We start from the raw sequence: 12,526 nt of genomic DNA, 5'->3' as shown, positions 1-12,526 counted from the left end.
ATGAGCATTAAACAGGTTGTTAAAATTGGGGGAAGTTTATTTCCAAATTATGCAATAGATTTGGCTAAAAAACTTGAAAACACCAATTCACTTATAGTTTTGGGTGGTGGTGAATTTGCAAATCTTATTCGTAAATACGACAGTGAAATTAACTTTAGTCAAGAAACTAATCATTGGACAGCAATAGATTGTATGGATATAATTGCAAAACTTGTAAATGATAAAGTTGAGTCTACAAAATTAGCATATTCAATTGATGATGCAATAGCTATTTCAGATGAAGGTTTTACTCCGATTTTTGTAGTTTCAAAGTTCTTGCGTGAAGATGATCCCTTTGAATGCTCATGGGATGTAACTTCAGATTCAATTGCAGCTTACATTTCACACCTTCTAAATGCAAACCTTTTAATAGTAACAAATGTAAATGGTATATATACCCAAGAACCTAAAGAGTCAGGTTCAACATTCATAAGTAAAATTGATGCAAAAACTATGCTAAATTTTCCAGAGTCATCAATTGATGTAATGTTACCAACTCTTTTATTAAAGTTCGGGACTAATTGTTATGTTGTGAATGGGAAGTACCCTGAAAGGGTTTTATCTTTAATAGATGATAATATAAATGATTATAACTTCGATTACACACAAATAATAGGTGATTAAAAATGAAAACTGTAGAATGCATTTCATGTAAACAAGAAATTCCATTAACTGGAACATTCGTAGAATTCGAATGCCCAATTTGTGGAGCAAAAATCGCAAGATGTGAAAAATGTCGTACTTTTGGCCACGCATACAAATGTGAATGTGGTTTCGAAGGACCATAGATTTTGATATGGAGGAATTAGAATGGGTGACGTATTAACTACTATGAAAATTATGCCTGACAGTCCAGATGTAGATTTAGATGCTATTAAAGCTACTATTGAAAGTTCCATGCCTGAAGGAGCAAAACTCCACGACATGGCTGAAGAACCAATCGCTTTCGGTTTAGTTGCTATTATCTTACAATTCATCACTGATGATGGTGAAGGTGGATCTGAACCTGTAGAAGAAATGGTTCAAGCTATTGACGGCGTAGCTAGTATCGAAATTACTGGTGTCGGAAGATTAATGTAAATTGGTTTATACCAATTTTTTATAGAGTTATTTTTTAATAACTCTTTTTTACTCTATTTTTGTTTTATTTACTGTTTTTAAAGTTGTTTAAATTTTAGGTTCTAATTTTTTAATAAACACTCCCATAAATATCACAATTGAAGGGAAAAACAATCCGTAGATTACAAACAGTAATTCTGAAGAAATTACATCTCCTAAAACTGTTGATCCTGCCATTAACATTATTAAACTAATTACTGGTGTTAAAATGGCAATAAATGTATAAATCAAGATAAATGAATTTAGTTTTTGAGAATATTCCTTTAGTTTTATCTGCATATCAAATGTAATGTCTTTTGCAATTATATCTAAACTGTTTGCAAGGTTTCCACCTACTCTTAGTGTACTTATTATTTGGTGTATTGCACGTGTAAGTCCATCTGATTTGACTCTTGAAGACATTTCAAGCAATGAATCTTCTGTTGAATTTCCAAATTTAATTTCTTCAAGTACTCTTGTAAATTCTTCTGAAATGGATCCATAATTTGCATTTTTTATTGTAATCATTGTGTCATGAAGTCCTTTTCCGGATTTTAATTCAATTCCCATATGTCTTAATGCATATGGCAATTCCTGATTGATATCTTCATAAATTCTATTCTTTTTGATTTGCGGATAGTAAAAAACAAATGTGTAGGTCATTAAAACAAGTATGGCGTAAATTCCAGCTATTTCAAGGCTTGTGTATAAGATTAACAATATGAAAATTACTATATCGATTCCAACAACTGGTTTTTTTATTAGAAGTTCTTTAATTTTGTCCTCTTCACTTTGATGTACTTTAACAGCATTTGATTTGAGTTTTACATTCGGTACTTTTTTAAATAAGGTAATAAAGCTAATGGCTGCATCACCAATAGCTATAAAGAATTTTGAAATAATTTAAATCACCTTATTTCATTTAAAATCTCTTCAGGATTTTTGTAATATCTCTCTAAAATGTTATTTACCTCACTAACCGAACGGATATTGTTTCTCACCATATGGCTTAAAACCATTTCCCGTTTTTCAATTTCATGATACAATTCATTCATTGATTTTCCACTTAAATTGGCAATTTGTGAGAGTGTTTTACTTGTAATGCTTACATTATCAATTGTATCTGTTTCTGGAGTCCACTGAAAAATCTTATTTAGTTGAACTACTCCTTCTTCAATTCCCACAACTTCTGCTACTTCATTGATTCTTCTAAAGGACTTTCCAGATGGTGTGTAAATTCTGTTTTGCATTATAATAAAGTCAATTGCCTGTATCATTATTTCAGGTACTGACATTGGTTCATTTGTAAGTCTTGTTATTGTTTCTCTTGCATCATTTGAATGTAGAGTTCCAAATCCTGAATGTCCTGTGTTAAGTGCGGTAAATAGTGTTATTGCTTCCTCGGCTCTTACTTCTCCAACAATTATTCTGTCTGGACGTTGTCTAAGGGAGTTTTTTACCAAATCATTCATTGTTAACTCTCCTTTGTTTTCAACATTTGCTACTCTTGTTTCCATTCGAATAACGTGTTCATGAGGTATTTGCAGTTCTAATGTATCTTCAATGGTGATTATTCTCTCACTTGGGTTGATGAAGGCTGAAAGAGCATTTAGTGTAGTTGTTTTTCCGGAGCTGGTTCCTCCAGAAATTATTGCATTTGCTGATTTGACTCCTAATCCGTCAAAACAAAGCCAGAAGAACGCTGCAAGTTCAACAGATATTGTTTTTGAATTTATCAAATCAACGATTGTAAATGGGTCTTTTCTAAATTTTCTTATTGTAAGTGAGAGTCCGTCAGCAGATATTGGTGGTATTGTGGCGTTTATTCTTGATCCGTCTGTTAATCTGCCATCTAAAATTGGTGATTCCTGGTCGATGCGACGGTTAATCTGTCTTGCAATTGTGTCAATTAAATCCAGAAGGTCCTGTTCATTGGTAAATGTAATATTTGTTTTCATCATCCCGTAAGAGCGATGATAAACAAAAACTGGTTTATTTATTCCAATAATCATGATTTCTTCTAAATCATCATCCTGGATTAGTGGATCAATTTCTCCATATCCTGCAATGTCTCGAAGTATTTTTCTTGATAGTTTGTTTATGTATTCAATAGGAACATCATCTAACCTATCAAATAAAAAGCTCTTAATGTTATTTAATAACTTCTCTTCGTTTGCCTGAATATTTTCACCAGTTGATATTGCTAAGTCAACAAGATTTTCCCGTATTTCTCCAAGCAGTTCTTTTTCTTTTGTGGTGTAATTTTGTTTTGTGATGTTATATTGTGGTATTATGTCTTTGTCCATATTTTCACCAATGGCGATTTTTAGTTACAAATACAGATTAGTAATACTAACTTATATAGTTTTTATTACTTTTGACATCAAAATTACAATTAAATGGCAATAATGGTTTTTTAGAGTAAAAAAAGATGGTGAGCCTAATTAAAGGCTCTGTGTTTATATTCCAAGTATCCAAGTAACAAAGAACATTACTAATGGAATTGTTATGCAAAGAATACCTATTATATCAATGAAAATTCCCGTCTTAATCATCTTAGTAATTGGTATTTTTCCTGATGAATAGAATATCGCATTTGGCGGTGTTGACACAGGAAGGACAAATCCTAAAGATGATGCAAGTGCAATAGCTACTGCAACTGGAATAGGATTAATTCCAGCAGTCATTGCGGTTGTAATTGCAAGAGGACCAATCATGTTTGTTGCTGCAGTGTGACTTGTAAGCTCTGAGAGGAAAAGTGCTAATAATGAGAAAATCAAGATTAACTCGAATAATGTTGGTGTTCCACCTAAGAATCCTACAATTGCATCTCCAAACCATTTGGAAAGACCTACTTTATACATCATACTTCCAAGAGCAAGACCTCCACCAAATAAGATTAAAGTTCCCCATTCAATTCCTTCTTTTGCTTCTTCCCAGTTAAGTGTAACTTCATGTTTTCTTATATTTGTCGAAATTATGAATAAAAGCAAAGCTCCAAGCATTGAAGCAATTGATTCAGGAATTAACTGATTATAAGTCTGAGTTATTGGATGATCATTTCCAAGAGCTATTGATAATACTCCAGGTAATACCCAAAGGGTAACTGCAAGCATAAAACAGAATAATGTGTTTTTTTGAGCTTTAGTCCATTTTCCAAGTTCTGCACGTTTTGCACTGATATACTCTTTAGCTCCTTCAATTTCCTTAACATCTGCAGGGAAGAAACGTGAAATTACAATATAAGCAAGAACAAAGTATAATGCCATTGCAATAAATCCCCAAGTCATCCATTCAAAAAAGGAAATGTTGACTTTAGCCATGTCATGTAAAAAACTAAGCATTATTGTGTTTGGAGGTGTTCCAATAGGAGTTAATACACCACCAATTGAGCAGGAATATGCAGTCATCAACATTAAACCTGTTGCATATTTGTAGTTGTTTAAATCAATATCTCTTCCGTTTGCTGCAAACATTTCTTTAATTAATTCCAAAAGTCCTACACAAATAGGAAGCATCATAGCAGCAGTTGCTGTGTTACTAATCCAACCTGAACAAAGACATGCTGCAATACCAATAACGATTAAGATACGTTTAGGGTTTGAACCGACCCATCTACGGGATAATAACCAATAAGCAAATCTTTTATCAAGTCCATGTTTCATCATTGCAGCAGCCATAATGAATCCTCCAATAAAAAGGAAAATCATAGGATTTGCAAAGGAACTGAAAGCATCATTTACATTTACTACTCCAGTTACAACAGCTAACGTTGGGCCTATAAGTGAAGTAACAGGGATTGGAATTGGTTCTGTAATCCACCAACATGAAACAAACACCATAATTGCCAATAGCTTATGAGCAGCCATGTTAATACCTGAGATTGGTGTTAAAAACACTAAAATAGCAAGTAGTGGGCCTCCAATAAGACCAATCATACGACGATAATGGTCAAATGATTTGGTGTTATCTTTAACCTGGTTATTCATATATGGCCTCCTTTATTAGTTGTATATGAAAAGAAGTAGCTAGTTTTTTTAAAATAAAGGTATTCTTATCATACATACTTTTTTTTGATATTTAATAATATTTAAAATCCATAATCATTATAAAAAAGCAACAATAAACAATTAAATATTGGTGTTTTATATGATAGATTTAGATGAAAAGATAAATGCATTGGACTATTGTAGCAATTGTAAGGATGTTCAAATAAAAAAATTCAATCCTTTAGCTGAATTAATTGATTTTGATAAACTTGATGGCGATTACATGAGGTGTGAGTGTGGAAAAAGACCTCTTGATATTGTAATGAGTCATATACTAAAAGTAATGATTGAAGGAAAAATTGTTCCTGAAACTGCAACATTAAGGCACAATACTCCAGTACCATTATCAGAATTCTACTACAGTAATCTAAACCCTCAATTTATTGGTGAGGATACATTAATATTGCTTCATCCGGATTTCAACTCAGATGTTGCTTTAAAATTAGTTAATGAAGTTCCTGAAGTAAAATGTGTTTTAAAAGGATCTCCACAGGAAAATATTGGTCAGTTTGACAAGGATTCTCAAATTAATCACTTTGAACTTCTTGTTGGTGATGATGAACAGATTAATGTTATGAGAACACTAATTGATGAGAAAATAATTTTAGTAAAAAATCAGTCAAAACACCATATAGAAGTAGCAATGACTATTGAGGAAAAATTACTAAGATTACATAATTATTTAGACAATAACAATATCAAAAAAGGCGTAGCTATTGATGCAATGTGTGGTCTTGGTGCTTTAGGGATTTATCTTAAAAAATACGGATTTGAAAATGTAATATTTAATGATATAAATCCTGAAATGATTGAAAACTTAAATAAAAACCTAAAACTCAATAATATTGATGATGGTTTTGAAGTATTCAACAAAGCTTTTGAAGATTTGGATGTTGAACATGTGGATTTATGTGTTATTGATGCTTATCCTGGTGCAGACACCTCTGAAATTGTAAAAAAAGCAGAAAAAATAGCTGATAATGTAGTAGTTATCTAAGCTATTAAATAAACATTTTCATATAAATTACAATTGCAGGAATTATCAAAACACCCATTAAATGGGATTTTCCAACACCTATGTAGTGGGGAAGCATTCCAAGAGCAGTTGAGGTAATAAGTGCAATTGTCATATAAACCACAGGTGCTTCATAATAAAAGATAAACACATACAATATTACAATCTGAAGTAAAATAACACCAATTGACAATTTTTTATAATCAACCATTCTCATTATTTTAGAAAATGAATCTCCTAATTTTAAAGACAATGCCAGTGAAACAGACACTGCAAGAAGTGATGCAAAAATAAAGATTGCAAGATGATTAATATTCATTTCTGAAATCAAGTAAGACATATAAACTGCAATTCCACTTCTAGGATTTCCAATAATGTATATTGCAATTAAAGAAAAAAGACAATCGGAAATGTTAAGTCCTGATGTTGCAAGCAGGAAATTTACTGTATCGTCATCTTCATTATCATTTGTTCCACTTGCAGCTTGTGCTATTATTGTTCCCTGTGCAGGTCCAAATCCTGGAAGAAATCCTAAAATTGCTCCGGTTATTCCTCCGGCAAAAATGCTTTTGAATTTATTATAATCAAGATTTAATGTGTAAAATGGGTTTTGTGCAGGCAGTGTCGATGAGTCATTTAAGCTAAATAATATTGTACTTATTCCAAAAAGCCCGGAGAATGTACACATTAATGTAACTCCTGAGGATATGGGTGTTTGAAAGGTAATCCATCCTAAAACTCCGGATAATATGAATAAAAGTAGTGACCATAAAAAGTCTCTAAAATTGCCTGTTAGGTTATATGTCAGGTAAATTGAAGCTACAAGAAGAATTATCCATGTGTATGGCTTTAAAATTCCATGTAAAAATGGTAGGGCTATTGAAAAGATTGGAAGCATTATTATTGTGACTAATATTGCTCCAAATCCTCCTACTGATACAATTCTGATTACTTCTTTTGATCGCCCTTCCAGTACCATTCTGTGACCTGGAAGTATTGATGTTGCGGTTCCTTCCTGTGGAACTCCTAAAAGCATTGAAGGTACAAATTCAATCAGTGCGTGAGCTATTGACATTGAAACCATTAAAACACAAAGAAATTCGGCTGAAACTTGAGATAATAAAAAGGCTGATGATGCAAACAGTATTGCTCCTGCTGTATTAACATGTATTCCTGGTATTAAACCTGTTGTTGTTCCAATTAATATTCCTATAAAACATGCAATTACTAGTTCTATCATAGCTATTAATTAATCAAACTGTAATTTAAGCTTTGTTTAAGTAAAACGAGAAAATTTAATTGATTTAATAAAATTTAGAAATAAAGAGAGATATTATGACTCTTCAATTGAGAAGAATCATAAAAAGAGAGATAGATGGTGTCTTACAACACCGTTTTTAAATCTTGGCAGATTTTTATTAAATTAGTAAATTGTGTAAACCTAATTTAATATGAAAGATATATATTTTGGAGATTGTATTCTCTCTTTGGCTAATAATTTTTTTAAAGTGATATATTTAGGTACTCCTAAATATATGTCACTTGTATTAAAGTTTGTTTTAATAGTATATAAATGTTTCTATTTTTTTAGGTTAGCCTAAATTTATTATTAAAATTCTTTTTAGAAATTTTGTGTATAATTCAATTGTCCTTTATAAAAAGCCAAATATTTATATAATATAAAATGGAAATTAATATCTATTTAGGATAACCTAAAGAATATTTTATTTAATTATGGTGTTTGCTAATGAAGAAATTAATTGTTGGATTAGCAGGAAACCCTAATGTAGGTAAAACATCTGTTTTCAATCAATTAACTGGTATGCATCAACATGTAGGTAATTGGCCTGGGAAAACTGTTGAAAAAGCTGAAGGTCACTTTACTCATGGTGAATATGAATATGATCTTGTTGATTTGCCAGGTAATTATGCTTTAAGTGCTCATACAATGGAAGAAATTGTTTCTCGTGATTTCATTGTAGATGATGATTCTGATGTTATTATTAATGTGGTTGACGCGGCTAATCTAGAGCGTAATTTATATTTAACAGTTCAAATGATGGAACTTGGAGCTAATCTAATTTTAGCAGTAAATATGAATGATTTTGCATTAAAAAAAGGTCATGTTATCAATATGGATTTGATGAGTGAGCTTTTAGGATTTCCAGTAATTGAAATCAATGCAAAAACAAAAGAGGGCTTTGAAGAATTGCTCTGTACTGTTGAAAAAGTAGCTGCAAATCCTAAAGATTCAAGTGAAAAACTCTCATACAGTAATGATATTAAAGGTCACTTGTTTGAGATTCAGGATTTCATTGAACAAGATGAAGGGTTATTAAATGTTCCTTCTATCTGGACTGCTATCAAATTATTAGAAAAAGACACCATTGTTATAGATAAGGTTCAACATGCTCCTAATGGGTCTAGAATCATGGTTGAAGCCGATAAAGTAAGTAAACATTTGTATGATGTTTATAATGATGGTCCAGAAGAAGTTATTGCAAGTGCAAGGTATGCATTTATCGATGGTTTGGTTGCTGAGGTAGTAGCAAAACCTGAAGTGGAAATAGAAACCCTTTCTGATAGAATTGATAAGGTAGTTACTAACAGAATTTTAGCACCTTTCATATTCGTTCTTGTCATGTTTATAATGTTCCAGGTAACCTTTGTTGTTGGTGCTCCTTTCCAAACTGTAATTGAAGAAGCATTTTCAGCATTAAGCTCATGGTTAGCCGCACAGTTAGGTCCTGGGGTAATTTCATCAATTATTTGTGATGGTATTATTGGTGGTGTAGGTGGTGTTTTAACATTCACTCCAATTATCTTCCTGATGTTTTTATTCCTAAGTTTCTTGGAAGACTGTGGATATCTTGCAAGAGCAGCTTTTACTTTGGATAAACTCATGCACAAAATTGTTGGTCTTCATGGAAAAGCATTTATTCCAATGATTTTAGGTTTTGGTTGTGGTGTACCGGCTATTATGGCAACAAGAACCATGGAAAATGAAGGGGACCGTATGCTTGCAATGATGCTTGTTCCGTTCATGTCCTGTACTGCTAGATTGCCGATTTATGCAATATTTGTTGCAGCATTCTTCCCGGAAAATGGTGGTTTAGTATTACTTTCAATTTACTTGTTAGGTATTGTTGTAGCATTAGTTGTTGCAGCTATTCTTAAAAGAACAATGTTTAAAGGATTGTCTACTCCATTTGTTATGGAACTTCCAACCTATAAAGTACCTTCTGTAAAAGGAACATTATTGCATGCTTGGGATAAAACCAAAGGATTCTTGAAAAAAGCAGGAACAATTATTCTTACCTTTGCAATCTTGCTATGGCTTTTAGAAAACATTTATCCATTTGGAGGAACTGATCCTCAAATGAGTATTTTAGGAATGATTGGTACAGCTATTGCTCCGATATTTGCTCCATTAGGTTTTGGAACCTGGCAGGCAGCAGTAGCAATCTTGTCTGGATTGGCTGCTAAGGAAGTTGTAGTTTCTACATTTGGTACTCTTGCGGGAATGAGTGCAGATGATCATACTGGAATAACTCACTTGATTCAAACTTCATTTACTCCATTGTCAGGATTTTCATTTATGGCATTTACATTGTTATACACTCCGTGTGTGGCAGTTATTGGTGCAATTAAAAGTGAAACAAACGGATATAAATGGGCATTGACCATGTGTGCTATTACTGTTACAACTGCATACATTGTATCATTTTTAATCTATAACATTGGTTTATTGTTAGGATTTGGATAATTTATTTATCCATTATTTTTTTTTAAATTTTTAAGTTTTAGGCATACCTAAATATTTATATATTACTTGCAACAAAGTATTGATTAAGTATTTTTAGTCATAACTAAATTTTAATGGAGGTTTATATTATGCGTAGTAGAAGTGGTATTAGAGGAGTTAAGACTCCTAAAGATGATGAATAATTATTATAATTTAATTTTATGAGGTGTAATTATGCGTAGTAGAAGTGGTATTAGTGGAGTCAAAACTCCTAATAAAAAATAATTTAGGATAAACTATAAATCTTTATATATGTCTTGTAATAAACTATTAAATAAGAATTTTTAGATACCTAAAAATTATTATTTGGTGATATAAAATGAAAACCTTAAAAGATGCGAAACCTGGTGAGACTGTAACAATAGTTAAATATCATGACACTGGGGATGTTGATTTAAAAAGGCATTTATTAGGGATGGGTTTTGTTAAAGGAGCAAAAATTACTCTTAAAAAAGTTGCTACTTTAGGAGATCCTATTGAAATGACTATAAAAGGATATGATATTTGTCTTCGTAAAGAAGAAGCTGGAAATATTGAAGTTGAATAGCTTCAATGTTTTTATTTTTTTTTAAATACTTTTTATTAAAGGTCATAATATGAAATGTAGAATGTGCGGTTTTGAATTTGATGAAAATAAGTTAGAAAACCGTGGATGCAGTAGTTGTGGAAAACATAACTGTAATCAGGTTCACTGTCCTAATTGCGGATTTGGGAATTCTCTGGAACTTGATGAAGAATTTGAATTTATTAAAAAACTTAAAAATAAATTTAAAAAAAGAAAATAATCTTATTTTTTTGTGATGTCAAGAATTTCATTAACCAGTTCATCAACTGTTATTTTATGAGTATCGACATCAAGTCCATTTTTTTTTAATTTGTATAAAATTTCAGTTGTTATTGGTGCTTTTAGGTGAGCTTTTTTTAATAATTCCTTATCAGAGAATATTTGGTGTTTATCTCCTTTAGCTATTATTTCTCCACCATATAAAACAAATATTTTATCTGCAAAGTGATTAACCATTTCAATATCGTGTGATGAGATAATAATGCTCATTCCTTCTTCGTTAAGCTTGTTTAAAATGTTTAATACTTTATCAACACCTTCTGGGTCAAGACCTGCAGTTGGCTCATCAAGAATCATTATTTCTGGTCTCATTGCAATAATTCCTGCAATAGCTACTCTTTTTTGCTGACCTCCACTTAAATGATGAGGAGTTTTATCTTCAAAACCACTCATACCCACCATTTCCAATGCTTCTTTGATTCTTGCGTTTACTTCATCATAGTCAAGACCTAAATTCATTGGTCCAAATGCAACATCTTCTTTAACAGTAGGTGCAAATAACTGGTCATTTGGATCTTGGAACACAATTCCTACTTTTTGTCTTACTTTAAGCAACTCTTCTCTTGTAAAAACTATCTTTTCACCATCAATTTCAACATGTCCTGATGTAGGTTCGCTTAAACCATTAAAATGGGAAAATAATGTTGATTTTCCAGCACCATTAGGTCCCATAATTGCAATCTTTTCTCCTTTTTTAATTTGAATATTTACATTTTTTAAAGCTTCAGTTCCATCAGGATAAGTAAAAGATAAGTTTTTTGTCTCTAAATGAATTTGTTGCATTATGTCACCTAATTAATTGATAAGTTTTGACCAATATAACCTAATTGACCACTGTATTTGAATATAATAATTTCAAGTATGATTATGATAAGTATAATTGAAATAATAAATGCATAATCGCTTTTTTCAGGAGATTTTTTTTCATCAAACATTTCTGATGCATCAGAAAATCCACGACTAACCATACTTCTGTGAACACGTTCTCCTTGTTCATATGATTTTAAAAACATCATTCCTATTGTGTATCCAACTTGTTTTACTCTCCATTTATATGGGGTATTTTTGGAATGAATGTTAAAATTCCTTGATTTTTGACTTTTTCTAATTGATGTAAGCTCATCAATAAATAAGAACAAGAATCTTACCATAATTGATAAAATCATTGCCAAATCTCTTGGCATTTTTAATTTTCTAAATGAACTTGCCATTTCCTGTAGCGGTGTTGTTGATGAGTAGATAATAATTGTTGTTAAACAAACAATCATACGTACAAACAATAAAATTGCCCAGTTAAGTCCAAAATCAGTAATATGTAACCAGGAATAACTCCAAATTATATTTCCCGGTTGAATAAATGGTTGGAATATTATTATTGCTCCTCCAAATGGAAGTAACATTAATAATCTTTTTGCTGAATCAATATATGATAAATTAGCTATTTTTAAGATAATTAATAACATTATCTCTAAAATTATTGGTATAAAAAGTTCTTTTGAGGTAACACAAATGAGTATTATTAAAATTGAGGTTATTAATTTAATTCTTCCTTCGAGATTATGAATTGGACTTTGCTTGGATGCAAGTTCATCAAACCTCATTATTTGTGTTATATCTACCATATTAATTCACTAATATAATATTAAAAAATAGTAATATATTATTATTTTGTTTTT

The 12,526-nt window shown here is 31.2% G+C and carries 13 protein-coding genes; 7 read left to right on the top strand and 6 right to left on the bottom strand.

The window, feature by feature from the left end; genetic code table 11:
• The 3 genes from PUD86_04910 to PUD86_04900 are packed head-to-tail and all read left to right on the top strand — an operon-like array spanning nucleotide 1 to nucleotide 1,119.
• Nucleotides 1-663, top strand: coding sequence for a delta 1-pyrroline-5-carboxylate synthetase (locus tag PUD86_04910; GenBank protein ID MDD6776611.1), 663 nt, complete (start codon nucleotides 1-3; stop codon nucleotides 661-663).
• 2 nt (nucleotides 664-665) lie between these two features.
• A complete protein-coding gene (locus tag PUD86_04905; GenBank protein ID MDD6776610.1) occupies nucleotides 666-827 on the top strand; it encodes a zinc finger domain-containing protein in 162 nt (53 codons plus the stop codon).
• A gap of 22 nt (nucleotides 828-849) precedes the next feature.
• Nucleotides 850-1,119, top strand: a complete 270-nt coding sequence (locus tag PUD86_04900) for an elongation factor 1-beta (protein MDD6776609.1) — start codon at nucleotides 850-852, stop codon at nucleotides 1,117-1,119.
• An 87-nt stretch (nucleotides 1,120-1,206) separates the two neighbouring features.
• On the opposite strand, the gene PUD86_04895 is transcribed toward PUD86_04900, so the two are convergent.
• The 3 genes from PUD86_04895 to PUD86_04885 all read right to left on the bottom strand — a co-directional run bounded on the left by PUD86_04895 (nucleotide 1,207) and on the right by PUD86_04885 (nucleotide 5,126).
• A complete protein-coding gene (locus PUD86_04895) occupies nucleotides 1,207-1,857 on the bottom strand; it encodes a type II secretion system F family protein (GenBank protein MDD6776608.1) in 651 nt (216 codons plus the stop codon).
• Between the two features lie 188 nt (nucleotides 1,858-2,045).
• Nucleotides 2,046-3,443: a CpaF family protein gene (locus PUD86_04890; GenBank protein MDD6776607.1), complete on the bottom strand. Its 1,398-nt coding sequence runs from the start codon at nucleotides 3,441-3,443 to the stop codon at nucleotides 2,046-2,048.
• 153 nt (nucleotides 3,444-3,596) lie between these two features.
• Nucleotides 3,597-5,126, bottom strand: coding sequence for a DASS family sodium-coupled anion symporter (locus PUD86_04885; GenBank protein MDD6776606.1), 1,530 nt, complete (start codon nucleotides 5,124-5,126; stop codon nucleotides 3,597-3,599).
• Nucleotides 5,127-5,286: 160 nt separating this feature from the next.
• Here PUD86_04885 and PUD86_04880 point away from each other — a divergent pair, with 160 nt between their 5' ends.
• Entirely contained in the window at nucleotides 5,287-6,183 is an 897-nt protein-coding gene (locus PUD86_04880) for a methyltransferase (protein ID MDD6776605.1), read from the top strand.
• A 4-nt stretch (nucleotides 6,184-6,187) separates the two neighbouring features.
• Here the strand turns inward: PUD86_04880 and PUD86_04875 are convergent, their stop codons facing one another.
• A complete protein-coding gene (locus tag PUD86_04875) occupies nucleotides 6,188-7,441 on the bottom strand; it encodes a tripartite tricarboxylate transporter permease (protein ID MDD6776604.1) in 1,254 nt (417 codons plus the stop codon).
• A gap of 507 nt (nucleotides 7,442-7,948) precedes the next feature.
• On the opposite strand from PUD86_04875, the gene feoB reads away from it, so the two are divergent.
• The 3 genes from feoB to PUD86_04860 all read left to right on the top strand — a co-directional run bounded on the left by feoB (nucleotide 7,949) and on the right by PUD86_04860 (nucleotide 10,791).
• Nucleotides 7,949-9,967: a ferrous iron transport protein B gene (feoB, locus tag PUD86_04870; GenBank protein MDD6776603.1), complete on the top strand. Its 2,019-nt coding sequence runs from the start codon at nucleotides 7,949-7,951 to the stop codon at nucleotides 9,965-9,967.
• A 358-nt stretch (nucleotides 9,968-10,325) separates the two neighbouring features.
• Nucleotides 10,326-10,553, top strand: a complete 228-nt coding sequence (locus tag PUD86_04865) for a FeoA family protein (GenBank protein ID MDD6776602.1) — start codon at nucleotides 10,326-10,328, stop codon at nucleotides 10,551-10,553.
• 49 nt (nucleotides 10,554-10,602) lie between these two features.
• Nucleotides 10,603-10,791, top strand: a complete 189-nt coding sequence (locus PUD86_04860) for a hypothetical protein (GenBank protein ID MDD6776601.1) — start codon at nucleotides 10,603-10,605, stop codon at nucleotides 10,789-10,791.
• A 2-nt stretch (nucleotides 10,792-10,793) separates the two neighbouring features.
• On the opposite strand, the gene PUD86_04855 is transcribed toward PUD86_04860, so the two are convergent.
• Nucleotides 10,794-11,633, bottom strand: a complete 840-nt coding sequence (locus PUD86_04855; GenBank protein MDD6776600.1) for an ATP-binding cassette domain-containing protein — start codon at nucleotides 11,631-11,633, stop codon at nucleotides 10,794-10,796.
• 8 nt (nucleotides 11,634-11,641) lie between these two features.
• A complete protein-coding gene (gene cbiQ / locus PUD86_04850; GenBank protein ID MDD6776599.1) occupies nucleotides 11,642-12,472 on the bottom strand; it encodes a cobalt ECF transporter T component CbiQ in 831 nt (276 codons plus the stop codon).
• Between the last annotated feature and the right edge of the window lie 54 nt (nucleotides 12,473-12,526).

This window comes from Methanobacteriaceae archaeon (genome assembly GCA_029219465.1).
Classification (GTDB): domain Archaea; phylum Methanobacteriota; class Methanobacteria; order Methanobacteriales; family Methanobacteriaceae; genus Methanocatella.
This window is presented reverse-complemented; position numbering and strand designations above follow the sequence as displayed.

Coding starts and splice junctions, on each gene's coding strand:
- PUD86_04875 (MDD6776604.1), bottom strand. CDS start 7,441: ATGATAGAACTAGTAATTGCATGTTTTATAGGAATATTAATTGGAACA.
- PUD86_04890 (MDD6776607.1), bottom strand. CDS start 3,443: ATGGACAAAGACATAATACCACAATATAACATCACAAAACAAAATTAC.
- feoB (MDD6776603.1), top strand. CDS start 7,949: ATGAAGAAATTAATTGTTGGATTAGCAGGAAACCCTAATGTAGGTAAA.
- PUD86_04885 (MDD6776606.1), bottom strand. CDS start 5,126: ATGAATAACCAGGTTAAAGATAACACCAAATCATTTGACCATTATCGT.
- PUD86_04900 (MDD6776609.1), top strand. CDS start 850: ATGGGTGACGTATTAACTACTATGAAAATTATGCCTGACAGTCCAGAT.
- PUD86_04880 (MDD6776605.1), top strand. CDS start 5,287: ATGATAGATTTAGATGAAAAGATAAATGCATTGGACTATTGTAGCAAT.
- PUD86_04905 (MDD6776610.1), top strand. CDS start 666: ATGAAAACTGTAGAATGCATTTCATGTAAACAAGAAATTCCATTAACT.
- cbiQ (MDD6776599.1), bottom strand. CDS start 12,472: ATGGTAGATATAACACAAATAATGAGGTTTGATGAACTTGCATCCAAG.
- PUD86_04860 (MDD6776601.1), top strand. CDS start 10,603: ATGAAATGTAGAATGTGCGGTTTTGAATTTGATGAAAATAAGTTAGAA.
- PUD86_04855 (MDD6776600.1), bottom strand. CDS start 11,633: ATGCAACAAATTCATTTAGAGACAAAAAACTTATCTTTTACTTATCCT.
- PUD86_04865 (MDD6776602.1), top strand. CDS start 10,326: ATGAAAACCTTAAAAGATGCGAAACCTGGTGAGACTGTAACAATAGTT.
- PUD86_04910 (MDD6776611.1), top strand. CDS start 1: ATGAGCATTAAACAGGTTGTTAAAATTGGGGGAAGTTTATTTCCAAAT.